This window comes from Acinetobacter sp. YH01009, assembly GCF_013420765.1.
Lineage (GTDB): Bacteria > Pseudomonadota > Gammaproteobacteria > Pseudomonadales > Moraxellaceae > Acinetobacter > Acinetobacter amyesii.
Map to the genome: position 1 here is coordinate 133,988 of NZ_VOYE01000001.1, position 25,191 is coordinate 159,178.

General features: G+C 40.1%; 24 protein-coding genes. 13 read left to right on the forward strand and 11 right to left on the reverse strand.

Annotated features, from left to right (window positions below; genetic code table 11):
- Positions 1-29: 29 nt before the first annotated feature.
- The 5 genes from FTT76_RS00650 to FTT76_RS00670 form a co-directional block, all read right to left on the reverse strand.
- Complete coding sequence (locus FTT76_RS00650; protein ID WP_180007509.1) at positions 30-1,229, reverse strand: NAD(P)/FAD-dependent oxidoreductase; 1,200 nt, start codon at positions 1,227-1,229, stop codon at positions 30-32.
- 33 nt (positions 1,230-1,262) lie between these two features.
- Positions 1,263-2,153 (reverse strand): 1-aminocyclopropane-1-carboxylate deaminase/D-cysteine desulfhydrase, encoded by an 891-nt coding sequence (locus FTT76_RS00655; RefSeq protein WP_180025847.1) that lies wholly within the window; start codon positions 2,151-2,153, stop codon positions 1,263-1,265.
- A 130-nt stretch (positions 2,154-2,283) separates the two neighbouring features.
- A complete protein-coding gene (locus tag FTT76_RS00660; protein ID WP_180007511.1) occupies positions 2,284-3,402 on the reverse strand; it encodes an HlyD family secretion protein in 1,119 nt (372 codons plus the stop codon).
- A 62-nt stretch (positions 3,403-3,464) separates the two neighbouring features.
- Positions 3,465-5,114, reverse strand: coding sequence for an MFS transporter (locus tag FTT76_RS00665; RefSeq protein ID WP_078192276.1), 1,650 nt, complete (start codon positions 5,112-5,114; stop codon positions 3,465-3,467).
- A 6-nt stretch (positions 5,115-5,120) separates the two neighbouring features.
- Positions 5,121-5,669: a TetR/AcrR family transcriptional regulator gene (locus tag FTT76_RS00670; protein WP_180007512.1), complete on the reverse strand. Its 549-nt coding sequence runs from the start codon at positions 5,667-5,669 to the stop codon at positions 5,121-5,123.
- A 307-nt stretch (positions 5,670-5,976) separates the two neighbouring features.
- On the opposite strand from FTT76_RS00670, the gene FTT76_RS00675 reads away from it, so the two are divergent.
- A complete protein-coding gene (locus tag FTT76_RS00675; protein ID WP_078191077.1) occupies positions 5,977-6,180 on the forward strand; it encodes an NF038215 family lipoprotein in 204 nt (67 codons plus the stop codon).
- 236 nt (positions 6,181-6,416) lie between these two features.
- On the opposite strand, the gene FTT76_RS00680 is transcribed toward FTT76_RS00675, so the two are convergent.
- Positions 6,417-6,875 carry a DIP1984 family protein gene (locus tag FTT76_RS00680; protein ID WP_168378581.1) on the reverse strand — a complete coding sequence of 153 codons (459 nt, stop codon included), beginning with the start codon at positions 6,873-6,875 and terminating at the stop codon, positions 6,417-6,419.
- Between the two features lie 171 nt (positions 6,876-7,046).
- On the opposite strand from FTT76_RS00680, the gene FTT76_RS00685 reads away from it, so the two are divergent.
- The 5 genes from FTT76_RS00685 (at position 7,047) to FTT76_RS00705 (ending at position 10,537) form a co-directional block, all read left to right on the forward strand.
- The gene (locus FTT76_RS00685; RefSeq protein WP_180007513.1) at positions 7,047-7,670 is read left to right on the forward strand and encodes a LysE family translocator; all 624 of its coding nucleotides are present in this window, start codon (positions 7,047-7,049) and stop codon (positions 7,668-7,670) included.
- A 243-nt stretch (positions 7,671-7,913) separates the two neighbouring features.
- Positions 7,914-8,588 (forward strand): CsgG/HfaB family protein, encoded by a 675-nt coding sequence (locus tag FTT76_RS00690; protein ID WP_180007514.1) that lies wholly within the window; start codon positions 7,914-7,916, stop codon positions 8,586-8,588.
- A 33-nt stretch (positions 8,589-8,621) separates the two neighbouring features.
- Complete coding sequence (locus tag FTT76_RS00695) at positions 8,622-8,978, forward strand: DUF4810 domain-containing protein (protein WP_180007598.1); 357 nt, start codon at positions 8,622-8,624, stop codon at positions 8,976-8,978.
- Positions 8,975-9,655: a GNA1162 family protein gene (locus FTT76_RS00700; RefSeq protein ID WP_180007515.1), complete on the forward strand. Its 681-nt coding sequence runs from the start codon at positions 8,975-8,977 to the stop codon at positions 9,653-9,655. Before FTT76_RS00695 ends, FTT76_RS00700 begins: the two co-directional genes overlap by 4 nt.
- Before the next feature lie 294 nt (positions 9,656-9,949).
- Complete coding sequence (locus FTT76_RS00705) at positions 9,950-10,537, forward strand: DUF4375 domain-containing protein (protein WP_180007516.1); 588 nt, start codon at positions 9,950-9,952, stop codon at positions 10,535-10,537.
- Between the two features lie 290 nt (positions 10,538-10,827).
- Here the strand turns inward: FTT76_RS00705 and metG are convergent, their stop codons facing one another.
- On the reverse strand, positions 10,828-12,885 hold the full coding sequence (metG, locus tag FTT76_RS00710) for a methionine--tRNA ligase (protein WP_180007517.1): 2,058 nt from the start codon (positions 12,883-12,885) through the stop codon (positions 10,828-10,830).
- A 171-nt stretch (positions 12,886-13,056) separates the two neighbouring features.
- On the opposite strand from metG, the gene FTT76_RS00715 reads away from it, so the two are divergent.
- On the forward strand, positions 13,057-13,851 hold the full coding sequence (locus FTT76_RS00715) for a hypothetical protein (RefSeq protein WP_180007599.1): 795 nt from the start codon (positions 13,057-13,059) through the stop codon (positions 13,849-13,851).
- Positions 13,852-14,092: 241 nt separating this feature from the next.
- Positions 14,093-14,491, forward strand: a complete 399-nt coding sequence (locus FTT76_RS00720) for a hypothetical protein (RefSeq protein ID WP_180007518.1) — start codon at positions 14,093-14,095, stop codon at positions 14,489-14,491.
- Between the two features lie 49 nt (positions 14,492-14,540).
- On the opposite strand, the gene FTT76_RS00725 is transcribed toward FTT76_RS00720, so the two are convergent.
- Positions 14,541-14,864: a hypothetical protein gene (locus FTT76_RS00725; RefSeq protein WP_180007519.1), complete on the reverse strand. Its 324-nt coding sequence runs from the start codon at positions 14,862-14,864 to the stop codon at positions 14,541-14,543.
- Positions 14,865-15,210: 346 nt separating this feature from the next.
- Here FTT76_RS00725 and apbC point away from each other — a divergent pair, with 346 nt between their 5' ends.
- Positions 15,211-16,482 (forward strand): iron-sulfur cluster carrier protein ApbC, encoded by a 1,272-nt coding sequence (gene apbC / locus FTT76_RS00730; RefSeq protein WP_180007520.1) that lies wholly within the window; start codon positions 15,211-15,213, stop codon positions 16,480-16,482.
- A gap of 501 nt (positions 16,483-16,983) precedes the next feature.
- On the opposite strand, the gene FTT76_RS00735 is transcribed toward apbC, so the two are convergent.
- The 3 genes from FTT76_RS00735 to FTT76_RS00745 are packed head-to-tail and all read right to left on the reverse strand — an operon-like array spanning position 16,984 to position 20,472.
- Positions 16,984-18,996 (reverse strand): TRAP transporter permease, encoded by a 2,013-nt coding sequence (locus FTT76_RS00735; protein WP_180007521.1) that lies wholly within the window; start codon positions 18,994-18,996, stop codon positions 16,984-16,986.
- Positions 18,993-19,487 (reverse strand): DUF1850 domain-containing protein, encoded by a 495-nt coding sequence (locus tag FTT76_RS00740; RefSeq protein ID WP_257222191.1) that lies wholly within the window; start codon positions 19,485-19,487, stop codon positions 18,993-18,995. The genes FTT76_RS00735 and FTT76_RS00740 overlap by 4 nt, the downstream gene beginning before the upstream one ends.
- Complete coding sequence (locus FTT76_RS00745; protein WP_168379308.1) at positions 19,465-20,472, reverse strand: TAXI family TRAP transporter solute-binding subunit; 1,008 nt, start codon at positions 20,470-20,472, stop codon at positions 19,465-19,467. The genes FTT76_RS00740 and FTT76_RS00745 overlap by 23 nt, the downstream gene beginning before the upstream one ends.
- 437 nt (positions 20,473-20,909) lie before the next feature.
- Here FTT76_RS00745 and FTT76_RS00750 point away from each other — a divergent pair, with 437 nt between their 5' ends.
- From FTT76_RS00750 to FTT76_RS00765, 4 genes are all read left to right on the forward strand, one after another.
- A complete protein-coding gene (locus FTT76_RS00750; RefSeq protein WP_078192265.1) occupies positions 20,910-21,503 on the forward strand; it encodes a LysE family translocator in 594 nt (197 codons plus the stop codon).
- 112 nt (positions 21,504-21,615) lie between these two features.
- Entirely contained in the window at positions 21,616-22,185 is a 570-nt protein-coding gene (gene dcd, locus FTT76_RS00755) for a dCTP deaminase (RefSeq protein ID WP_005008040.1), read from the forward strand.
- A 245-nt stretch (positions 22,186-22,430) separates the two neighbouring features.
- Positions 22,431-24,491, forward strand: a complete 2,061-nt coding sequence (locus tag FTT76_RS00760; protein ID WP_180007522.1) for a hypothetical protein — start codon at positions 22,431-22,433, stop codon at positions 24,489-24,491.
- A gap of 10 nt (positions 24,492-24,501) precedes the next feature.
- Complete coding sequence (locus tag FTT76_RS00765; protein ID WP_168379306.1) at positions 24,502-25,191, forward strand: hypothetical protein; 690 nt, start codon at positions 24,502-24,504, stop codon at positions 25,189-25,191.

A 25,191-nucleotide genomic window follows, 5' to 3' on the forward strand; every position in this document is an offset into this window, starting at 1 on the left:
AGGTTATGTTTAATTAATTCTTGTCGAGATCAGACGTATTCGGAAGCTGCATGCGCAGAAGCCCATGCCCATTGGAAGTTGTATCCACCTAAATGACCTGTTACATCAAGTACTTCGCCAATAAAGTACAAACCTTTCTGTTTTTTACTTTCCATGGTTTTTGATGAGACTTCAATGGTATCGACACCACCCAGTGTAACTTCAGCAGTACGGTAACCTTCAGTGCCTGATGGTTTTACTTCAAAGCTTTCTAAACGGCTTGCAATGAGTTCTAGTTTTTCATCACTGATATTGCCAATGGCTAATTCAGCTTGTTCAGGCCAAATCAGATTTTGTAATTCCACAACCACGCTTTTCGGTAAGTGTTCATTGAACAGTGTGCGCAGTAACACTTTTGGTTGACTAGATTTCTTAGATTTGAGGAAATCTAAAACATCTAAAGTTGGCAGGAAATTGATGTTAAAGCGTTGACCGACATCCCAGTAGTTTGAAAGCTGCAATGAGCTTGGGCCACTTAAACCGCGGTGAGTAAAGAGTAAAGCCTCGGTAAAACTATTTAACTCATTCGATAACGTGGCTTCAACAGCATTGCCGCTCAAGCGTGTGGTGACTTCTTTAAAACTATCTGAGAAAGTGAAGGGTACTAAGCCTGCGCGAGTGGGGTAGACAGAATGACCAAATTGTTTGGCAATCTCATAGCCAATTCCTGAACCACCTAAAGTAGGAATAGAAAGACCGCCACTGGCAATAACCACCGATTCTGCTTCAAAATAGCCTAGATTGGTTGCCACTTGAAAGCCTTGTTCTGGCAAGGCATTGACTGCTTTTACTTCACAGTTGGTTTTAATATCCACCAAGCCTGTTTTGTCACATTCTGCCAATAGCATGGCGAGAATTTCTTTTGCACCATTTTGGGTAAATAACTGCCCATGTTTGCGCTCTTCGTACTCAATGCCATATTCGCAGACCATACCAATGAAGTCCCAGTTGGTATAGCGAGTTAATGCTGAAATAACAAAGTGCGGATTATGTGAAATATAATTTTCTGGTTCGACATATAAATTGGTGAAATTGCATTTACCGCCGCCAGACATTAGGATTTTTTTGCCAACTTTATTAGCTTTTTCAACCACCAAAACTTTGCGTCCACGCTGCGCCGCTTTAAATGCCGTCATTAAGCCTGATGCGCCAGCACCTAAAACAAGGACATCATATTGATTTTGCGACATGGTAAGTTTCCGCGTGGAAGAAAGGACGCAGGATTATACGCTTTTTAGCGCTTCGGTTGAACCTTTCAGGCGACCTTGTAGGCCACCAGTATGAATCACTAAAACACGTTGATGGCTTGTAATTTGACCCCGCTCAATCATGCAGAAAATACCTCGCAGCATTTTAGCCGTATAGACCTGTTCTAATGGAATCGCATAGCGTTGCTCAAAGTCATGCATAAACTGTAAAAGTTCCGGCGTTGTTTTGGCATAGCCACCACAGCAAAATTCATCACTGATGCTCCAATTGGTTTTCTGCGTCAGCTGAGCAACATCGTCGCAAAGAAAATTGCCTTTGAGCGCTGAAAAGCCAAGAACATGTTGATGTTCAGCACTGGCTTCAATCAAGCCCGTTATGGTTCCACCTGTACCGACTGCACAGCAGATGAGATCAAAATTTTTTTGATTTTCATGGCTTAAGATTTCTCTACAGCCACGGATAGCCAATGCATTGGTTCCACCTTCAGGAATGACATAATGTTCGGGAAATTCCTGTCGTAATTGCGCTAAAGCGTCTGCTTGTTTCTGTTCTCGATACTGTTGGCGTGTGACAAAACTGAGCTGCATACCAAACTGTTCGGCGGTGGCTAAAGTAGGATTTCGGGCTTGATGTTGTAATTCTTCTCCACGAATGATGCCTAGACTACCGAATCCAAATAAATGTGCAGCATATGCTGTGGCTGCAATGTGATTTGAATAAGCACCGCCAAAGCTAAGCACCTGTTTAAACCCTAATTTCTGCGCCTCAATAAAATTATATTTGAGTTTATAAAATTTATTGCCTGATATTTGTGGGTGTACCAAGTCCAAACGCTTAATACACAAATCAACCCCTTGATATTGAATAGTCTGCTCAGGAATGGCGTGGGCGATAGATTCAAACATGTTGGTAATCGTTATCTTGGTGGTTAGAGGTCAAATAGGTAGGCATTGTAAAACGGTAGGTGCGGAAGATGAAATCCTTTACATCTTGTTCAGCTCAACTTTACTTAATGCACTTCACTACCAGCATCCGCTAACTAGCAACATCAACAGAGGTCACGACAGACATACCGGGTCTTAAGTTTTCCAAACCTTGTTGATTGGGATCAATCGCAATTTTCACGGCAATGCGTTGCACGACTTTGGTGAAATTTCCTGTGGCATTGTCAGGTTTCAATACACTAAATTCAGAACCAGCCGCAGGGGAGATTTGCTCAACTTTGCCGTAAAATTTTTGATGTTTCATGCCATCGACGCTGAACCACGCTTTTTGACCAATATGCATATCTGCAATTTGCGTTTCTTTAAAGTTGGCAGTCACCCAGCGCTGCTGTGGAATCAAATACATCAGTTGAGTGCCTGCCGCAACATATTGACCAATACGCGGGCTGACTTCGCCAAGTTGACCATCCATAGGTGCCACAATCGTGCTGTAGTCTTTGGTGGTCACTGCCTGATCAAATTGTGCTTTAGCACTATTCACTTGCGCTTTAAGCCCTGTCGCTGCAACTTGTGCAGTTTTGAATGATTCTTTGGCAACCAGTAAATTGGCTTCTGCTTGATGAAGTTGGGCCAAACTATTTTTAGCGTCTGCAATCGCTTTATCTTGTTCTGATTTCGATGCAGCGCCAGTATTGCCGAGTTGTTGGTAGCGCGTCATTTGTGCAAGAGCTAATTCATAGGCCGCACGTGATTGGTCCACTTTCGCTTCGGCTGCCGTAATATCTGCTCTGCGTTGTTCAATGGCCTGGCTTTGATTGGCAAGTGAGTTCTGTGCTTGTTCCACCCCAGATTCAGCCTGTGTGACTTTTTGATCATAGGTCGTTGCATCGATATGCATAAGCACTTGACCTTTTTTCACATGATCAAAATCCGTCACCAAAACATCTTTCACATAACCATTAATTTGTGATGAAAGCACCGTGGTTTTGCCTTTGACATAGCTATTTTCAGTCGACTCGATACTGTTATGAAATGGACCAATCCGCCACGCCCATAAGATCAGTGCAATCCCCAACAAGAGGATAATCAACATGAAAACCAGGGTACGCTGCGGCGTAGAAATAAGCTTGCTCGATGGCGCAGGCATAGCGGTTGCTGTTTGTGGTTGCTGCGGTGCTGCTTGCTCAGTGGGTTTATGGTCTTCGGTCATGTTGTTCTCAATATCAATTAGGTCATTGGGCGGTTGCTTATGTTGTTTAAGTCGGGAAAATTTTAACTACTATCCGTGCGTTGCTGTTGGCGTAATTGATATTTATTTTTGCCCATCAGCAATAAACCCCAAAGCAACAATAAAACGGCGAATATGCCATTTAAAAAAATCACATCGTTATAGGCTCGAACTTGGGCTTCTCGAGTGATGGTTTGATTAAGGCTACGTATGGCTTGTTGTTGATCTAAATTAGGGTCTAAAGAATATTGATGCGCACTTTGCGCCAATTGTTGTAGGCGCTGTTCGACTATAGGGGAGGTTTGCGATAAATCATTATAAATCTGTGCCTGATAAGTTTGGGTACGCATTTGCTGATAGGTCGAAAAGAACGATGATCCAACCAGTCCCCCAAAGGTCTGTGTCGCAGAAAACAGCACGATAAACGTCACCATGTGCGATGGGCCTTTTTGCAAAGCACTGACAATGCCTGTAAGCAAAAGTGGGCCAATAAACATGCCACTAGCAAAGCCCACCAAAAACTGACTCCAATAAAAATCATGCGGTCGTACATCACTGGTCAGGTGGTAATCCAGTGCACAGGCAAAGAGCACGAGACCTGCTGCACCGAGCAGATGAAGCACAATTTTTTCTTTGGAAAAGGTCAGGGCACTAAACACTGTGCCTAAGACAATTCCGATCAGCACAACGGTATAAAAAGAAACGAATTGGTCGGGTCCCATGCCCATGGTTTTCAAAAAATTCACTGCCGCATAGCTTTGTTCAGACATGAGAAAGCGAATGGCAAAGGCACCAATAATAAAACTCACGGTAGACGATGTTCCGAGCCAGCGTGTGACAATAAGGGGGTTGACCCGAAAATGTTCATAGGTCAGACCAACAACTAAAAGAATCAAAGCGGCGATGAGTAAATAGGCCAACCATTCAGCTTCAAACCACCAAAGAATCGGGCCTTGAGTCAACACGATACATAGCAACGCAAAGCCGGGTGCCAATAATGCAAAGGTGAATAAATCTTGCTTTTCAAACACTTCGATACGTAGACTGCGTGGCAGTTTTAGAGAGACCACCATCGCCAAACAACATAAGGCTAAACCTAATTCAAAGGTATAGAAAATAGACCAATCATTTACATCGACCAGATAGGGCGACATGATCCATGCCAGCGGTATACCCAACTGCTGAAAGCCCAAAGCCAGATAAAGCCCACGACCAAAATGAGCACGTTTAAAGGCTTGCATGATGTAATACATCCCAAGCGAACTGAGTGGAGCTGCAAGTAAGCCACTGATCACCCGTGCAAAAATTGCCATTTCATAGGTATGGACAAATAAATGCAGCACCATCACCGCGATAAATAATACCAAGCCAATTTCTGAAAATAGCCTAAGTCCATATTGTTGGCGGGCTTTAAATAAGATCAGGTTAGAGCTGACATTGGCCATAACAAATGCCGCAGGGATCCATGCCGCTTCTGAAGGCGTTAATCCATATTCACCTTGTAGAAGGGGTAAATTTGCCGTGATAAATCCATTACTTAAACTCCCCGAGATCGCAACAAATAAACCGATAAAGAAGTATAAAAAACGCTTATAGGTGGGATGTGCAATGGCAGCCGGAGAGCCGGGCAAAGTCGGTTTTTCTTCGGGTGTCCAATCCGGAGCAGGTTCCAATAAACGCGGTGATTTGGACATGACGTGTTACCCGCAAATACCATGTAGTAAAAATTCCACGGCACGTTTGGCGAGTTTTTCCTGATCTGCCTCGGTATGGCCTTGCAAAGCTGCACGTAAAATGGAGGTGACCATGGCATAGTCTGCCGGTTTAAAGTCTGCTCGGCAGCGACCATTTTGAATGGCCTGATCAATCATCGGTTGCAAAATGGCATCACGTCGTTGGTATATTTCAACCATGGCAGGATCATCCCGATCGATCACACGCCAATATTCCATTAAAGCCGTGAGATAGGGAATATTATAAATATGGTCTTGAATGAGGCGAATAAATCCATCATCGAACTGTGCATAATTAAGCGCACGCTGTTCAAGTCGGTTCAAGGCAGCTTGCATTAAGGCGAGTACCAACTCACGACGGTCATTAAAATTACGATAAAACGTCGCACGTCCAACTTGAGCCTGATTGATGATGAGTTGTAAAGGCGCATTGATCCCGTGAATACGGAATACCTCAATCGCAGCTTCTAAAAGCACTTCTCGGTTTTGCGCAGCGAGTTGTTGACGTGTGGACATTATTCTTTGACATCATCATTCTAAATTTATCTAGCTATTAAACGGACAAAAGTGTCCGAAATAAAATCGTATTCGATAGCAGTTTTGTAACTTGTCTTCTATGTGGTTATAAGAAAATGAATAAATTATTTATTTTAAAAAGAAAATATTTTTCTATCGGCATCAATCTGCATCCGCATTGGAAAGACCGCCGAGACATAATTCCTGACAATTGACCCTAAATCGGCAGATAAATAAGGTGAATATCTGCACAAAAATGCTATGCTGAATTTATAAGCAAGATAATTATAAAAATGGAGGGCATCCAATGAGCAAATTAAGTCGGGCTGTGCTGCCTATGCTGTGCCTGTGCAGTTTTTGGATGGTGGGTTGTGATACGACTGACGAATTGCATCGTCCTCAAAACGAACATCGCACCATGATCATTGGTGGTGTCCCTGTAAATGACCATGACTATAAATTACCCCGTGAGGATGTTGCACTCAATGAAGCCGCTGCGGATGACGACTAGCAGATAGATCCGTCAAAAATAGGGTGGACATACTGTCAGTACACGGTAGTGAGACGTGACATGTAAAGAGTCACAGATGCAGTGTGCTACGTCACATGTGTGAACATTTTGAAGTAGACGTCTTACTTCTGCAGTTTAGTTTGTTGGATTAAAGCCTTACAAACATTTAAAAAGGCTCTGTACTCGCCCAGTATGCCCGAACTGGAATGAACCGCGGTTCAATTGATTAAATCAGGTCAATCTATTAGGTCTATTTGCCAATTGGATGCCTGAATTTCTAAGTTATTTTGTCTAAGTTGCTGACTAATGCTATCGGCTTGTTTCTGTAAATCTGCCACTGCAATGGTTTTAATCCAACGGATTTCACTTGAGCTATAACGACCATTTTCACGGCGTGAGCTGTCAATCGCTTGTTGCAAGATACGATGCTGTTGGGTCAATAAATCACGTTCATTGAGGACCGAAAGCATGCAGCGTCCTGAACTGGTTTTAGCCTGTGCGTTGGTGGCGTGAATCTTTTCAATTAAGCCATAAAGTTCTGTATTTACAGCAAATGCTTCTTGAATTAAAGCATTTGGTTCTTCGCTGGGTGCATCACCTTCTTGAATGAGCACGTTGTTATTGATTCGTTGTTGCAGCGAGGCCAATTTAGTTTGTAAGTCACTGCGTAAAAGTAGGGCTTCGGCTAATTTCATTGTCTTGATATTAATTTGTACTTTTAGCGATCATGCGATGGATTAATGCGGTATTCAAGTTATTTATAGTGAAAAATTTGGTCAATTAAAATAAACACTGCAAATTATAGGGAGAAATTCAGAGATTCTATCTGTAAAATTGCCACGAATTTAAGTGAAAACGGTGTGACAGTGGAATCATTTTGGATATTAGGCTCGATTGCGGCAGCACTATTACTTGGTGCAATGAGCCCGGGGCCAACGTCAATTTATGTGGCGAAGAATTCCATTGCGATTTCACGTAAACACGGTTTATTTACCGCGCTTGGTACAGGTTTAGGCGCTGCAATATTTGGGCTATTAGCGGTATTGGGTTTGCAGGCATTTTTATTGGCTGTACCTTCTGCTTATTTGGCTTTAAAAATTTGTGGTGGTTTATATCTGCTTTGGATGGCATTTAAAATTATAAAACATGCCAAAGAACCCATCGAAGCAGGCGATGCGAGCAGTTCGGAAATGTCACTCCGTCGTGCATTTACCACTGGTTTAATTACCCAGTTGTCGAATCCGAAAATTGCAATTGTGTTAGCCAGTATTTTTACGGCACTTTTACCGAAAGAGATTCCAACGTATTTTTACTTTGTACTGCCAGTTTTGTGTTTCTTTATCGATGCAGGGTGGTGCTCATTGGTCGCTGTGGCTTTGTCAGCAGAAAAACCACGTAAAGTCTATTTGAAGTTTAAAGCGGGTTTTGATCGGGCAGCAGGGGCAGTGATGACAGTGCTTGGGTTAAAGCTGATTTTTGGGATGAAGTGATTGAACTTAGCTCCCCAAAAAAAGCCTCTACGAATAGAGGCTTTTTTATGCTGAAATTTTTGAGGTCAAATGTATCTTTGCAGGCTGTCGCGTATTAATTCTGCTATATGTGTTGGTAGAGCTGAGTTAAAAACAAGTTAATTAGATCGATATTGTTGCTATTAAACGGGTAAATTTCTTCATTTATCATGTTATTTACTGTTATTATTTGTATGCTTTTTATATAAATATCAGAGGGATGATATGTCTAATAAAATTTTATTAATAGCTGCATTGGGGTGTATGTCTTTAACAGCTTGTTCAACAACAGAGACTTCTAGAACTATACAAGCGCCGCAAGTCACAGCAGCAACCGCAGCGGTTCAATATACTGGTGTAAAAACACCTGTTTCGATTGGTAAATTTGACAATCGCTCAAGCTATATGCGTGGTATTTTTTCGGATAATGTTGATCGTTTAGGTGGTCAAGCAAAAACAATTTTAGAAACGCATCTTCAGCAGTCTGGATATTTCTCTGTACTTAACCGCGATAATTTATCTGAATTACAGCAGGAATCTGGATTCAGTAAATCTGCGCAGTCGATTAAAGGTGCGCGTTTTGTATTAACTGGTGATGTGTCTGAGTTTGGTCGTAAAGAAGTGGGTGATCACCAGCTTTTTGGTGTACTAGGTCGTGGTAAAACTCAAATTGCTTATGCAAAAGTTAATCTAAACATTGTAGATGTAAAAACGGCTGAGATTGTACACTCTGTACAAGGTGCTGGTGAGTACGCACTCAGCGAACGAGAAGTACTTGGCTTTGGCTCTACTGCATCTTACGATTCAACATTAAATGGTAAAGTTTTAGATTTAGCTGTACGTGAAGCAGTGAATAATCTTGTGCTTGATTTACAGACTGGCAAGTGGTCTAACAAGTAATAGGATGTTGCTGTGAGACATATTTTTTTATTGATGAGCGGTCTTATTTCGCTAAGTTTGGTTGGGTGCGCAACTGCGCCAAAGTCATTGTACAGCTGGGGTGAATTTCCACAGCAAACTTATTTATCTTTAAGTTTGCCTGAGAAAGCGATGCCACAAGATCAAGTATTAAAACTTGAAAAAGACGTTGAAAAAGCTAAGGCGAAAAACTTAGCTGTTCCGCCTGGACTGTATGCACATTTGGGACTGCAATACCTAAATATGAATGATGCACCGCGTGCGATTCAATATTTTGAGCTTGAGCGTCAGGTCTATCCTGAGTCGACTGTATTAATGGATCGTTTATTGAAAAAAATGACGGGTCAAACTTCAGCAGGAGCAAAAAAATGAAGCATTTAAAAACTTTATTTACAGTTACTGCCGTTGTTGGCTTATTAACGGGTTGTGCAACTGCACCTAAAAATACACGTGATTTAAGTACCTATACTGCAAATATGCCAAAATCTATTTTGGTGATGCCACCTGTGAATGAATCACCTGATACTCGTGCAACCAATAGTTACTGGTCGACTGTGACGGTGCCAGTAGCTGAAGCTGGCTATTACGTTTTTCCAATCAGTGTTGTTGACACCATGTTTAAAGAAAATGGTGTTTATAACGGCGCAGATGCACAAACGATTAGCCCTAAAAAGCTTCAAGAAATCTTTGGTGCTGATGCTGCGCTTTATGTCAAAGTGAAGGAATACGGTTCTAAGTATCAAGTTATTCAAACTGTTGCAACGGTTGCTGTTGAAGCGAAGTTAGTTGATCTAAAAACAGGTGAGTTACTTTGGGAAGGAACTGAAAAGCAAGTGCTGTCTAACAGCAACAATAATGCTGGTTTAGTCGGTATGCTAGTGGGTGCTTTAGTTGACCAAATCTCGAATCATTTAAGCGATAAAGCTTATGTGTTGTCTGGGACAGTTAGTCATTTACTTTATTCACCTCGTTTAAGTGAGCAGAAGGGCTTGTTGTATGGGCCTCGTTCGCCAAACTTTGCGCAGAATGGATTAAGTCCGCAGAAATAATAAAAAGCCCCTCTAGTTAGGGGCTTTTTAGTTGTTATGTTTATGTGTTGATGAGAATACGTGCAAAGAATAGGGGTTTTATATTTTTCATGGAATTCTTATAGCTTGTAAGATAGTGGATGTTTTTAGCATACATTAGGTTGTTTTTCCTTTTAATAAAAAAATTGATCGTTTCTCGAATATAAATGTGATTATTTTTGGTTAAATTTTTATTTTTTAAGTAGGAATAATCTTATTATTGGAAGTTGCTTAGGGTAATGTGTATCTGCAAGCATAAAATATATGGAGGTGTAAATGGAAACAAGAATTGCTTGTTTGACTTGTAAAGCACTTATTTTATCTGATACGGCAATAAAGAATCAGGGTTTATGTGTTCCTTGTGCTAAAGGCTATAGAAACCAAATAGAAGCAGCTAAGAAATACTACGATGAGGAGAAAAAATATAGAGCATCTGAAGAATATGTATATTGGTTGAATTTATCACAGCAGGTATCTGATTTAGCGGATTTGAAAAAACTAAGTTTTGAGAATCAAGTCTATTTTGTTGTGAAAATATTAATTGCAGAAGTTTTTAATGGTGGATTTGATCAATATTTTCATAATAGCTCAGGCGATTATTATGCTGAAACGATACAAGCTCTAAAAGCGTTACAGGCTTTTGAAAGTTTAGAATTATTAGAAAGTGCGAAAATACTATTATTTGGTGCTTTAGAGGTTCCAGTTGAGCAAGGATTAAGATTTAATATTTTAAAAAACAGCACCGAAGCTGAAAGTATTCAATTGGATCAGTTGGATAAATTTTTTGGGGAGTTTCCAGATCAACTTGATCAAAAGCTACGTCAATTTGTCGAAATGAATCATTTATTTAAAGTATATGAGTAGCTAAAAGTGATTCTTTGCAATACGACAAGGCAAATGCTGAAGTTCTAAAATTTACAGCTGATTTGCTCGATTTCATAAAAAACAGAACTAGTCACAGAGCATTGTTTTAGATGGTAGGCGACATGGATGTCGCCGTTCACTTGTGATACATGGACGCACCATCAAGTAAACAAAAGATTTTTTGTTACCTTGCGAAGCAGTGCTTCTCATCTCCTAAAAGGAGAGGGAACTTTTAGGCATAAAAAAAGCCCCTACAACGTAGAGGCTTTTTCCAATCTTAATCTTAAAAGTTAAGACACTTTATCACCAGCTTTAGCACCAGATTCAGGTGAAATTACCCAAACACCTTCGCCATTACCCGCAGCTAAAACCATACCGTTAGAAATACCAAAACGCATCTTACGTGGTGCAAGGTTAGCCACCATCACCACTAATTTGCCTTTTAAGTCTTCAGGTTGGTAGAACTCACGAATACCGCTAAACACGTTACGTGGCTCAGCTTCGCCGACATTTAAGGTCAATTGAAGCAGTTTGTCTGAACCTTCAACGTGAGCAGCTTCTAAAACTTCCGCTACACGTAAGTCAACTTTCATAAAGTCTTCGATACCGATAATTTCAGCTTCGCCAACTTTAAGCTCAGGTTTCTTTTCAGCTTTCTTCTCTTTTTTCTTCTCAGCTTTTGGTGCTTCCGCAGGTGCAGCTAAAGAGTCTTTAGACGCATCAACCATAGCAGCAACAGCTTTTGGATCTACACGCTGCATTAATGGTTGGAATTGAGCAATTTCATGATCCACCAAAATCGTTTTACCAGACGCAAAGTCGAAAGATTCTAATTTTAAGAAGCTTTGAACTTCTGCTGCCAAGGTAGGAAGTACTGGTGCAAGGTAAACAGCCAATTGACGGAATAGGTTAATACCTACTGAACACACGTCATGTACTTGTTGTTCTTCGCCTTCAATTTTCGCTAAAGCCCAAGGCTTTTTCTCGTCGATATATTGGTTGGCTTTGTCAGCAAGCGCCATGATTTCACGGATTGCCGCAGAGAATTCACGTGCTTCATATTGAGCAGCGATTGATGCACCTGCATCAATAAAGCTTTGTACCAATTCAGGCTCTGCACACGTTGCAGAAAGTTTGTTATCAAACTTGGTGTTGATGAATTTCGCACAACGGCTAGCGATGTTTACCACTTTACCAACAAGGTCTGAATTCACTTTTTGAACGAAATCATCAAGGTTCAAGTCAGAATCTTCAACTTTGTCAGAAAGTTTAGACGCGAAGTAGTAACGTAAGTATTCAGGGTTCAAATGCTCAAGATACGTTTCTGCTTTAATGAATGTACCACGAGATTTAGACATCTTCTGACCGTTTACAGTCAAGAAACCATTAACGAATAAGCTTGTTGGGGTACGGTAGTTTGCACCTTCAAGCATTGCAGGCCAGAACAACGCGTGGAAGTAAACGATGTCTTTACCAATGAAGTGATAGACTTCATTTTGAGAATCCTTTTTCCAGTAATCGTCAAAGCTTAGGTCAGGACGTTTGGTCTTGATGTAGTTTTCAAAGCTCGACATATAGCCGATCGGTGCATCTACCCAAACGTAGAAGTATTTGTTTGGCGCATCTGGAATTTCAAAACCGAAGTAAGGTGCATCACGTGAGATGTCCCAGTCAGATAAACCTGCTTCAAACCATTCATCCAATTTGTTGGCAATCGACACAGGTAGACGACCTTCATCACGTGTCCATTTTTGTAGGTATTCACCAAAGTTCGGCAGTTTAAAAAAGTAGTGATCTGAAGATTTCTCTACAGGAGTCGCACCACTTAAAGTCGATTTCGGATTCAACAATTCAGTTGCGTTATAGGTTGTACCGCACACTTCACAAGAGTCGCCGTATTGGTCTTCTGCTTTACATTTTGGGCATGTGCCTTTAATGAAACGGTCAGACAAGAACATCGCTTTTTCAGGGTCAAACAATTGCGTAACAGGGCGTACAGCAATGTTGCCTGCTTCACGGTTCTTAATATAAATCTCAGAAGCGCGTGCTTGGTTTTCAGGGCTGTTGGTTGAGTCGTAATGGTCAAAGTCAACTTTAAAGCCAGCAAAGTCACGCTCATGTTCTTTTTGAACATTGGCAATTTGCTGTTCAGGTGTAATACCGTTTGCTTCCGCACGGAGCATGATCGCTGTGCCGTGAGCATCGTCCGCACATACATAAGTCACGTTATGACCCATTGCACGCATCGCACGTACCCAAATATCTGCTTGGATATAACCGAGTAAATGACCCATATGAATTGGGCCATTCGCGTATGGAAGGGCGTTAGTAACTAAAATATTACGCACGGATATGACTCTCTCATTCGTATTTATGCAATGGGCTGTAATTTTACATGAGATAGCCAGTACTTGCACAAGGGAATAGGTGAAATCTTTGCAAAAGTAAAAAATTCTATATTGCTGACACAATTACAGTGATAATAGGGCATAACTGTGATGCCTAAGAGTAACAAGCCCATGTATGAAGATGACTATGAAGACGATCAGCCAATCACTCGTATTCCTCAAAATGAACAGCGTCATAAATTGGGGCATCACATTATTAAAGATGCGCAGCAATATTTAGAACAGATTTCAGCAGATGAACATGCCTTACTGATTCAAACTCTGCGTCATTTGGCACAAGATGAGCCTTATTTCGATATTTTGGCCGATGAATTAGATCAGCCGGTAGAAATGAAAGTAGCGAATGATGCTTTAAATTTATTGTATTTTTGGCAACTGCTTCATCAACATGAAAATGATGCAGACTTTGATTTTCTGAATGTCATCAATAGCGAGTTTTTCCAAACTGAAATGTTGAAAGCCTTTGATGCTTTGAATATTGGTGAACATAAAGCAGCGCGCCGTCAGGTACTTTTAGATGCGTTTAAACTGTATAAATTAGACATTCATGCAGGCTGTATCCCAGTGTTATATGCACAGCTTGAAGGCATCTTGACAGACGTGCTGATTCAAACGGGTTTCTTAAGTCAAAATGGCACTAAATTTGTCGATGTCTATAAAATTGTACCGGGGCTTAAAGGCAGTGAAATTAAAAGCCTTTGGCACAAATCTAAAATTGCCAATGAGTTAAATCCGTATTTTGCCGAATTGGCGGCCTATCAAATGGATAACAGCTCTACCGTAGCGATGACCCGTCATAATATTTTGCATGGTACCGATGTCGCGCATTTTAATCAGGGACGGAGTTTCATCCTGTTTATTTGGCTGTTTTCCGCAGTGAGCTTTATGAGTACGGTCAGCAAATAAGTTTAATTTCAAGAGATCAATGCATAGGAGTGGCATTGATCTCTTTGCATTACATCATCCTTTAAAATTAAAAGCATAGAGTAAAATCGACCATACATATTTGTATCAAGCCATTGTGAAAATAGGCAATCACATGGCGTTTTCCTGTGGTTGATTTGTTTCTAAATGCGTCTATTTCAAGTATCTGCTTCAAATCGCGTTATAACTATTGTTAGACAATAACAGAGAAGAGGCGAGAACGATGACAACTGAAAATAAAATTGATCAATTGAAAGATAAAGCGTCAGAGTTGGGTGATGATCTAAAGCTCAAAGCCAAAGAGGCTCAACTTGAAGGTGAAAAAGCACTCGATGGTACAAAGCATAAAGTTGAAGAACTCAAGCTTGAGGGTGAAAAAACCTTAAATGACGCCAAACATGAACATGCAGAACAGCATGCTGAAACCAAAGACCGTCTAGAGCAGTTAAAAGCAGAAGCGAGTCATAAATTTGATGAAGCCAAAGTCAAAGCTTCCGAACTTAAACATGAGGCTGTCGAAAAATTTGATGAACTAAAAGTGCAGGCGACAGAGAAATTTGACGAGTTAAAAAAGAAAGCCACTGACACACTGAATAAGTTTAAAAAAGATGATCAAGCTTAATTGGGGCTGATCAAAAAAGCCGTTCTATCAAGAGCGGCTTTTTTAGGATTCATTGTTTTAATCCATCTAAATTTTCAGTCTTAATATTTTTGACTTGATCATCGACTACGGTAATCACGTAGCGCATATTAGCAATTTCATAGGTGTAATCTACTGCTAGTTTTGCAGGTTGATTTTTCTCTTGCAGCGGATAAGACAGCATTTTCATCGGAGAAGCTTGCATACGCGAGCGCATGAGATCGAGGCTATCACCAATCGCCACAGTTTGTCGGTCAGGTGTTTGAATGGCTTCAGTCGCAATTTCTGCATAGGCTGCTGAAGTCAGGAGCATCAAGGCACATAAAGTCGTTTTATACACAGACTTCTTATACATAGTCTTCCCCATTTTTAAAATTAAAAGCACAAAATGTGCCGTTGAATGGCACATCCATCGCTATGATTATTTTGTTGAAACGATTGAAATATAGACTGAAATTACGCTGTAAATGTATGGTTGAAATGTAATCAATTTAAAATTTAATTGCATTGGTTTAACCGCATAGATCAACTACAAGGGCATTTTAAGTGTCGCACGTTTGAAAACTTGTTTGAAAGCTGACTAAATTACTCAACTTTATAAGCTTATAGGGATAAGTCATTCATCTCCCTCTTACTCTGTGGCAGATGAACAGGTAAACTATCGCTATTATCTTTTGATGTTCCTGTTTGGAGACAACATAATGTCGTGGCTTTCTTCTCTAAAATCTGTGTTTTCACCCTCCCAAGAGGTGAAAGAGGAGGAAATCCAACAGGTTTTACAAAACTATGTACTTCCCAATTCGAATAATGCCTTAAAAGACCGTATTACTCAGGTGAATGTGCAAGGTCAGATCTTACAGATCACGATTAATACCTTTCCTTCAGAAGCCGATGACTTACAAAAAATCCATGATGATTTGGCTGATGCGTTAGAAAAATGCGGTATTAACGAGCTGAATATGCATGTGATTCAACAAAAAACAGGGCATAAATCTGAAGGTGGTTGTGGTCATCATCATGCAGAAGGCGAAATTTGTTCTAGCCAAGAAAAAGCTGATAGTTCAGCTGCAAAAAGTCAGTTACCTCCAGTTGTGGATGCGTCTGCGAAAACACCTGAAGCACCTGCCGAAGTTGATCCGAATAATCCACCGATTCAAAAAGCGGCTCCACAACAGCGTGATGTACCGAAACATCCACGCATTAAAAATGTCATTTTGGTGTCATCTGGTAAAGGTGGTGTGGGTAAATCGACCACCACTGTGAATTTGGCGCTCGCATTACAACAGCTGGGTTTAAAGGTTGGGGTATTAGATGCAGACATCTATGGTCCAAGTATTCCAACGATGCTCGGCAATGCAGGCCGCACGCCGATGATTGAAGCTGAGCAATTTGTTCCTATTGAAGCATATGGTATGGCTGTGCTTTCAATTGGTCACTTAACTGGGGATCACAATACGCCAGTGGCTTGGCGTGGGCCGAAAGCGACAGGGGCGTTAATGCAGCTCTTTAACCAAACTTTATGGCCTGATCTGGATGTATTGGTCATTGATATGCCACCAGGCACAGGTGATATTCAGTTGACGCTTGCACAGCGTATACCGGTGACAGGTGCTGTGATTGTGACGACACCACAAAACGTTGCATTAATGGATGCGACCAAAGGCATTGAATTGTTTAACCGTGTACACATTCCCGTGATGGGTGTGGTTGAAAATATGTCGACTCACATCTGTTCAAACTGCGGGCATGAAGAGCAAATCTTTGGCACAGGTGGTGGCGACCAACTTTCAGCCCAATACGACATTCCACTCTTAGGTCGTTTACCGTTGAACGTACAAATTCGCGAAAATGCCGATGCAGGGAAACCGTCGGTAATTGCTGGTGATGATGCTGCTGAAAGCTACATGGCGATTGCACAAAAAGTTGCAGATGCATTACCTCAGGCTGAAAAAGATAAAAACCGTATTTTCTAAGGGTGAACTGAAATTTAAGTTGATCGTATTAAAATCTGGCCTCGTGCCAGATTTTTTATAACGTGGTATTGGGAGTGTTTGAAAATTATGAGTACTGAACTTTAGACATTCAACGATGTCTATGAATTACACATCTAAAAAACGATTTGCACAATTTCTTATTTTTCCTGCGATTATAAGCCGTCTGCTAAGGATAAAATTCTTGAGGCATATCAAAGGATGTCGCGTTTGTACTTAGTTTTTACAAAATAGCTTTCACGATATTTCTATTATTTTGGCTAGGATCAATTCTCTGAACGGCAGTAACTGTACAAACGCATTGTGTCTTAGATTTTTTGCCAAATGTCCTCTGTTACAAGGGGCTTAGCATTGAAAAAATATAGAGGAACAAATAATTTTAAATATTATTTGAAGTCATTAAAACCCACCCATCAAATGAGGGTACGCCTTAGTCTAAGAAATTAAAAAGCCCGGTAATTACCGGGCTTTTTAATTGGTTTTTTAGGAGGAAAGAGACGGGTTTGCTTTACGTTTAGCAGTGATAATATTCACCGTAATTGCGATGATGACCATGATAATGCCTACAATATCTGTAATGGTTTCTGGAATAATCATACACAGCGCACCCACACCTAAAAAAATACGCCAGAACCAGTTGAGATAAGTCTTGAAATAACCTTCAACTGCGGAGCCTAAAGCGAGAATTCCTATCACTGAAGTGACAGTAATACTCACTATAGTTGTCCATGCAGGAAAGGCAAATTCTCGAGCATTGACTGCAACATTGGTGGTATCAATCATCAGCATGGCAGGGTTATAAACGAATAAAAATGGAACAATAAAACCAGCAAGAGATAGTTTTAAGGCCTGAAACCCAGTGCGCATTGGATCACCGCCTGCAATTCCTGCGCCCGCAAAGGCGGCAAGGGCAACTGGTGGGGTGATGTTTGCAAATAAACCAAAATAGAACACAAACATATGCGCGACTAATACAGGGATATCAAAGTTTGCGAGTGCTGGTGCTGCCATGGTGGCAGTAATGATATAGGCCGGAATAGATGGAAGCCCCATGCCTAAAATCATCGATGCAATCATGGTCAAAAATAAAGTGAGAAAGAGACTACCTGCACCTAAACTCATAATTGAAGAAGTCATTACTGAACCAAAACTTGTCAGACTTACTACGCCGATAATAATACCAACGACAGCACAAGCAGCCATCACAGATAATGATTGTTTGGCTCCATCAACGAGCGCATCTAAAATATCTTTTACACCCATTCGTGTTGATTTTCTTATAGCTGCTACAAAGATGGTCAGGACGATGGTGTAGACAGCAGCATAGCTCACAGGAATATTTTGAAATAAGAAAAAGACCAGTGCCAAAATTGGAATAAGTAAATGTCCACGCTCTTTTAGAACTTCTTTTACTTTTGGTAAATCAGCTTTAGGTACGCCTTTCAGATCATCTTTACCCGCACGGAAATGAACTTGAGCCATGACGCCAAGGTAATACAATAAAGCAGGTAATAAGGCGGCTAGTGCAATTGTGCCATAACTCACGCCAGTTGTTTCGGCCATAATGAAGGCACTCGCACCCATGACTGGTGGCAAAATTTGTCCACCAACGGATGCACTGGCTTCAACGGCACCAGCAAAATTCTTGTGATAACCAATCTTTTTCATCAATTGAATAGTAAATGAGCCTGTACCAACAACATTGGCAACAGCAGTGCCATTAATACTGCCCATAAATCCACTTGAAATTACAGCAACTTTGGCAGGCCCACCTTGTTTATGTCCAGCCAGCGCCATGGCAAGATCATTGAATAATTTCCCCATACCTGATTTTGCAAGAAAAGCACCAAAAAGGATAAATAAGAAAATAAAGGTGACGGATGCACCAATTGCCGAAGAATATAAGCCTTCGGTTTTTAAATACATATGTCCGAAAATGTCGCTGATGGTATAAGGGCGAGTAAGTAATCGATCTGGCATCCAATCAAAGTGACTGATAAATGTATAGGTCAGGAAAATTAAACTTAAAATGGGCAACATCCACCCCATGACCCGGCGAGTTGCTTCTATGACTAATACCACACTCATAATTGCAAACGCGATATCTAAGGTATTTGGAATACCACCTCGAGTGGTCATAATAGATTGATATTCTTTCCATAAATATAAAAAACTGAAGATGGAAAGCAAAGCCAAGAACCAATCGAGAAGTGAAATATGCTGTCGGGAGCTTGTTTGACGAGCTGGATAGAGTAAAAAAATGAGTGCTAGGCCAATAGCGACATGGGCTGCACGCTGTATTAACTCAGGTAAAGGATTAAACGTAATAAATAAATGAAATAATGAATAAAAGATCGCTACAAATGCAACAAAGTAGGTAACAGATTTGCTCATATTGATTCGAGTAACAGATTCCCGATCAAATTTTTCTAATATGGCTTGTTGTTGTTTCTCATCGAGTTGTTCTAATACAACTTTATCTTCTTTGGAATTCATAGGCATTCTCCAATCCACCAAGACTTCCATTTGGGTTGATATTGAACCGAGATGTTGACCAAACTATAGTCTGGGTAACTTTGAAAAATAGACCAAATTTTTTGGTCAGCGAGGATCGTGCCTTGCATATTTCTAGAAATCACCCAGTTGATTTCATCTATATTTTGATTGACCCGCATTCTAATCACACCATTTTTTTGAAACTCAATGGGATAATTTGAGGGTGTACCTGCACCAAATGAAATCAAATCGGTGTGGCGCAGTAAAAACGTATTCTTTTGACGCTGATATTGTTCAGACCAAGCCGTCTTTTCTACTGAATGCTTCCACTGTAAATCAAATTGATCAGTTGAAATTTTGCATATATCAGTTTCAACTCTAACCTGCGTATACAGTGTTGGATAGCTAGCATAGATTAAGAAGAACAATATAAAAAATGCAGTATAAACTGCATTTTTTTGAAGCTTATTATTTTTTAGCCACTTCATCATAGTAGCGTTTCGCGCCTGGATGTAGAGGCGCTACAAGGCCTTGTTGAGCACCTTCAAGCGTGATTTCTGTTGCTGCTTGGTGTGAAGTTGCCAATTGAGGCAAACTGTCAAAGAAAGTTTTTGTTAGTTTGTAGACATCATCATCCGATATATCTGTGCGAACAACTAATGCATTTTTAATTGCGGCAGTTTGAATGTCCGCAGTATTGCCATATGTGCCTTTTGGAATAATCATCGGTAAGAAATAACTTTGATCTTTAGCTATTTCTTTGACTTTATCTGCATTGATTGAAACCAACTGTAGATCAAAGCTTTGTTGAAGTTCCATGAGTGATGAATTTGGAATGCCACTAGTCAGGAATGCTGCATCAAGCTTGCCACCTTTTAAAGCATCAGCGGCTTCAGCATAGCCCAAATAATCAACTTTAATATCTTTATAGGTGATTCCAAAACCATTCAACAGTGTACGTGCATTTACTTCTACACCTGAATTTTGTGCACCTACAGCGATACGTTTACCTTTCAAATCTTCGATATTTTTGATCCCTGATTTTTTAGAGGTTACGATTTGTACGTAGTTGGGATAAAGCGCTGCGACTTGGCTGACATTCTCAACTTTACCATTTGCGAAACTTCCTGTTCCGTTCAGTGCTTCTGTTAAGCTGTCACTCATAACAAATGCCATTTCAACTTTATTCTGTTTCAGAAGGTTTAAGTTTTCGACGGATGCACCTGTAGTTTGAGTCTTAGAATTTACACCAAAGGTTTTGTTATAAATTTCTGCAAGACTTGTCCCAATCACATTGTAAGGTCCTGATGCCCCACCAGTTGCAATGGTTACGAACTTGGTTTGAAGTTTGTCAGATGTAGCAGTTTCTGCGCTTTTTCCTTCCGTGGTATTTTTTGAAGTAGATTGATCATTTGAGCAAGCAGTAATACACGCCAAAGTAACCGAGAGTAACGTGAGTTTTGTCCATTGGTTCATAGAAACGTCCTTTTACACATAAATTTTGAATATTGATTTGATGAGTTTTAATTTTAATTTCCACTACTCAATTGAACATAACTTAATCAATTATTTTTGAAAAGTATTTTTTTTTGATTTTTTAGTCTCCAATAAATAATGGTTATGCGTAAGAATGGCATGGAGCTATATCGTTTATTTTAATAATATTTTGTTACGTGTAAAAACTGTAGGGTATACATGGAATCATGTGAAATTTCTTTTATAAATATAAGTTCAAACTATTTCTTTGAATTGTAAGGTGCTCTGAATGACTGTTCAGCTAAGGTTCTGTTTTTTCTATTTAAGTTACTGAATTTATAATTAAATAAGGAGTTTTTTATAAGCATTTCTATTTTTTATTTTGCTAATACGAAACAACTGAATTAATCTTCGCGGATTAAGTTTGAGGTCAAAGTATGATTTCATGGTTTTTTATTGGTCTAGTTATCAGTATTTTGTTAACGCCGGGACCAACCAATACGCTACTCGCATCTTCGGGTATTCAAGTTGGGCTACGTAAATCATTCCGACTCATTCCAGCGGAAGCCTTTGGTTATCTTATTTCGATTAGCCTATGGGGTTTTCTCATTGGTAAAATTTCCGTACATCTGCCTTTACTGCCGACCATTTTAAAACTGTTTAGTGCTGGCTATATTCTATTTTTGGCTATGCGATTATGGCGTACAGCAACTGTTGCTGAAAATTTTAATCAAAAGGGCATTCGTGCACGCGAACTCTTTGTTGCGACGTTATTAAACCCCAAAGCATTATTATTCGCATCTGCGATTTTTCCTGCATTGGCTTGGCAAAATGCGCAGTATTATGTAGCTCACATGCTGATCTTTTTGTTGTTGATCGTTCCTATTGCATTTTTTTGGACCTTCCTTGGTTCAGTTTTGGCATCGAATAAAATTAGTTGGCTCAATCAAGCCAATTTACAACGAACAGCATCGCTAGTCTTGGTTAGTTTTTCGATACCACTGAGTTATTCTGCGATTTTAAAACTTTAAATTGATTTGAAAATGACTAAATCCGCTTAGTTCGGCAAAGCTTATTTTCATTAAGTTGGATTTCAGTTAAAGTACCACGCAATAATTGATTTAAGTTTTTGGATAGAGATAAATGGCTATTAAGTCTGATCGTTGGATTCGCGAAATGAGCGAAAAACACGGCATGATTGAACCGTATGCAGAAAACCAAGTCCGTTATGATGAAAATGGCGAAAAGCTTATTTCGTATGGCGTGTCGAGCTATGGTTATGACGTGCGCTGTGCTCGTGAATTTAAAGTCTTTACCAATGTTCATTCAGCAATTGTTGACCCTAAAAACTTTGACGATAAAAGCTTTATTGATATCGAATCAGACGTTTGTATCATTCCGCCAAACTCGTTTGCACTAGCACGTACAGTCGAATATTTCCGTATTCCACGTAATGTGTTAACCGTTTGTTTGGGTAAATCAACCTATGCTCGCTGCGGTATTATTGTCAATGTGACGCCTCTTGAACCAGAGTGGGAAGGTCACGTGACTTTAGAATTTTCGAATACAACCAACTTGCCTGCACGTATTTACGCGGGTGAAGGTGTCGCACAAATGTTGTTCTTTGAATCAGACGAAGTGTGTGAAACCTCTTATAAAGACCGTGGTGGTAAATACCAAGGTCAAACCGGTGTGACTTTACCGAAAGCTTAATCCTTCGGATTTAGTTTAAAAAAAGCGGGCGAATTAGCCCGCTTTTTTGTTGGGTCATTCATCGGAAAATAGACCATTCGGTGGGGAAGTTTTTGCAATTGAGTAATTATTCAGCATAATAAAAAGTTAAGTGACTGGTCTATCACAAGTCTCCATTTAAGGAATAAATGGACAATAACATCAAAGCCAGTTCTCAGGAATAAATATAAGAGAGATGCAGAGCATCTGATAAAAGGAAGGTCGAGATGACTCAATTCACCCAGGCTAAGTTATTCCGCCAGAGTTGCTTAGCAGCCGCAGTCAGCATGTTTGCTGCACCATCTGTTTATGCGCTTCAAGATTTATCAGATGAAGCACTTTCAGCCACAACGGGTGAAGGTGTTGCACTCACTTTAGAAAATTTCAAAATGGTCTTTCAAGGCCCAAATGACCGTTCTGCGGCTTCTAGTTATGCATCTGCTATGGTTGATCCAGGGAAAAACGATACAGGTTTTATTCGGATTATTCCTACAGGTGAAAACTATGAACAATTAGGGCAGCGAGCTTACGATAAAATCTACAAAGCAGCTTATGTTGATGCTTATCAGCAAGGGCGAGTTACGGGCTATAACGGTGTTTATGACTCAACTTTCTTAAGTTCTAAAAGCACCTATGAGACCAATAATGCTACACGAGTAACCAATGAAACCATAACAACATATTCAACAGAATATCGTGGTCGATTAGTACAGTCTTATCTTGAATCGCCAACGATGCAGGCATATTACAATCAGCGTTATGATGATTATTACAATGGTTCATCGTCTGGTTTGAAATTAGAAGATGATGGTACAACGAAAGAATCAATTACACCGTGGTTAAAAGAAAAGTCTCAAGCTGCTGCTTTAAAAAATACCTATGAAATGATTGAGTTACTATACGGTAACAATAGTACGGGTAATTTACCGACCACTTCGACTTTTTATAAAAATTATGTCTCAGGAAAAATTACACGTTCAAATCTTATTGATCCAACAAAAGATGCTCAGTTAAATGCCAAAGCGGCAGAAACCCTCAATCAGTTGGCAACAGACTATGCCAAGCTTGAAGCTCAAAAGGCAAGCGATGCAGCATTAGCAACGGTGAAAAAAAATGCTGAGATTACAGCCAAACAAATTGCATCTACTGCAACCGTATCGAGCCTCAGATCGAAAGCAGATGTTTTTATTTATGGTTTAGCATTATCCAATAGCAAAGACAAAAATGGCAAAAGTTCATTAGCAACGCGCTATACAGACCAAGGATTTAATTGGGGTACAGCAGAAAACCCATGGCTTTTCCATGCGGGTAATCAAGATGTTGAACAATTTGCGAAAGATAATAAGGGGAATGTTGGTTACTTAGCGATTGAGGCACCATTAAAGAAAATTGCGGCAGATGATGCATCTAACAACATCAAGCTTGGTTTGTGGATGGATGTATTTTCACGGTCTTTAAATTCAAGTAATGTCGTCGATCCGATTACCGGTGCGCCGACTAGCGGCTTAGATAAAGACTATCGTTTACGTACTCAAATTGTTGCGAATGGCCTGAGTTTTAATGGTTCACAAGTTCGAATTTTTCAAACCCTAAAATCTACAAATACAAATTACAACCAAACCTTAGGTTTAGCCAGTTTAATTCGTATTAATACCAATGATCGTGCTGAGTCACTGAGTATCAATGATGGAGATTTGGATGCTCGCGGCATGCGTATCAGTACAGCTGCACGCCCTGAATTGGATGATGGAACAGCAGCGACACCAGCGATGGATCGATCTGCAGCTCCAATCTTTCATGAAACTGAAGGTCTATATTTATATAGCCCAAATATCAATTTAGTTTTAGGAAATATGTATCAGCCCTTTATTGTGGGTTCAGAAGGTCGAAATATTATTTTGGAAGTGACACGTATTCCAAATGTACCTTCTATTTACAGTAAAATTTATACTTACTATACGGATATCGCTGGTAATACCACAGGTACATCGGGTTTAAATGCCTCAGACTTTAAAGGATCAACCTGTAACGTCTATAGTTGTGGCACGGAGTTAAAAGCAAACTCTTCAGATGCGACAGCACTATATCAAGGACGTAATGCAACACACAGTAGCATTGCGATCGGTACAGTAGAGCGCTTGCCTGGTAATCTGTTGAATGCAAAAAGTACGGATACTGCGACAGGTGTGGTGTTTAAAGGTGTCAATGGACAAAGCACGAATTTAGGATCTGTTGCCATAGATGGCGTATTGATTCAGCACTTAAAAATAAGAACAACAGGGCTGTAGGAGAAATCACATGTATAAAATTTTATGCGCTGTTGTTTGTGCTGCACTGACACAAACTCATGCAGGTTTAGTGTCTATGGATAATAGGGAACTTACCGCTGCAACCGGTCAAGGCGGTGCAGATCTCAGTTGGACACTTTCCTTAAATCATCAATATGCCAATGATATGTCAAAAAACAACATATCAATCATGGATGCGAATGGTAAAACAACGCAAGCATTTTATGGATATCAATGTTCATCCAATGAGTTTTGTCGCTTAGCACTTGCGCCCAATAATCATGTGGATGCAAATGGTAATAAGAAATGGTTGGTGTTTAAACAGTTTCAAGGAACGTTACAGATCGATCAATTTTCACTAGATGGTGTGACGATTATCAATCGTGAAGGTAATCCACAAACGGCTATGCAGTTGACATTTTATGATGATAAGCCATTAAAAATTAGGAATTTAGGCTTTGCTACGTTGGCGGTGGAAACAGGTACGACAGGTAAGGAAGGTTATGAGAATACCAGTACTTATACGACCTATACCGAAAAGAAAGCTGATGGAACAACTTCAACTTTAGCTGTGCCTGATTTTGATCGTGGTTCAGAACAAGGATTTATGGGTGTTAATGTGCACGGCAACATGCACATGAGTGGAAAGTTAAACATCTTCAGTTTTAACTGCACTGGAAATGGTGCAGGTCGCTGTTAA